The sequence below is a fragment of the Mesorhizobium sp. Arg314 genome (assembly GCF_053714275.1).
Genome location: NZ_JBSKBP010000285.1, coordinates 1 through 368 on the forward strand (window position 1 = coordinate 1; position 368 = coordinate 368).

Here is a 368-nt window from a genome sequence, read left to right on the forward strand (position 1 = left end):
ATCGAGAATTTCGCCGAGCTGCGCGACGAACTCACCCGCGACGGCTACATCTTCGCCTCGCAGACCGACACCGAGGTTGTCGCGCACCTTGTGGCGCGCGAGTTGGCCAAGGGCCTGAAGCCCGTGGAAGCAGCGCATGCGGCGCTGAAGCGCCTTTCGGGAGCGTTTGCGCTGGCGATCATGTTCAAGGGCGACGAGGACCTGATCGTCGGCGCCCGCAACGGTCCGCCTTTGGCCGTCGGCCATGGCGAGGGCGAGATGTATCTCGGCTCCGACGCGATTGCGCTGGCGCCCTTCACCAACTCGATCACCTATCTCGAGGACGGCGACTGGGCGGTGGTGCGCCGTGAAAGCGTGACCATCTACGA

At 65.2% G+C, this 368-nt stretch carries 1 pseudogene; it reads left to right on the forward strand.

The annotated features are described in order from the left end of the window. Positions 1 to 368, forward strand: a pseudogene (locus tag ACWGS9_RS36130) (glutamine--fructose-6-phosphate transaminase (isomerizing)); the annotation flags it as partial.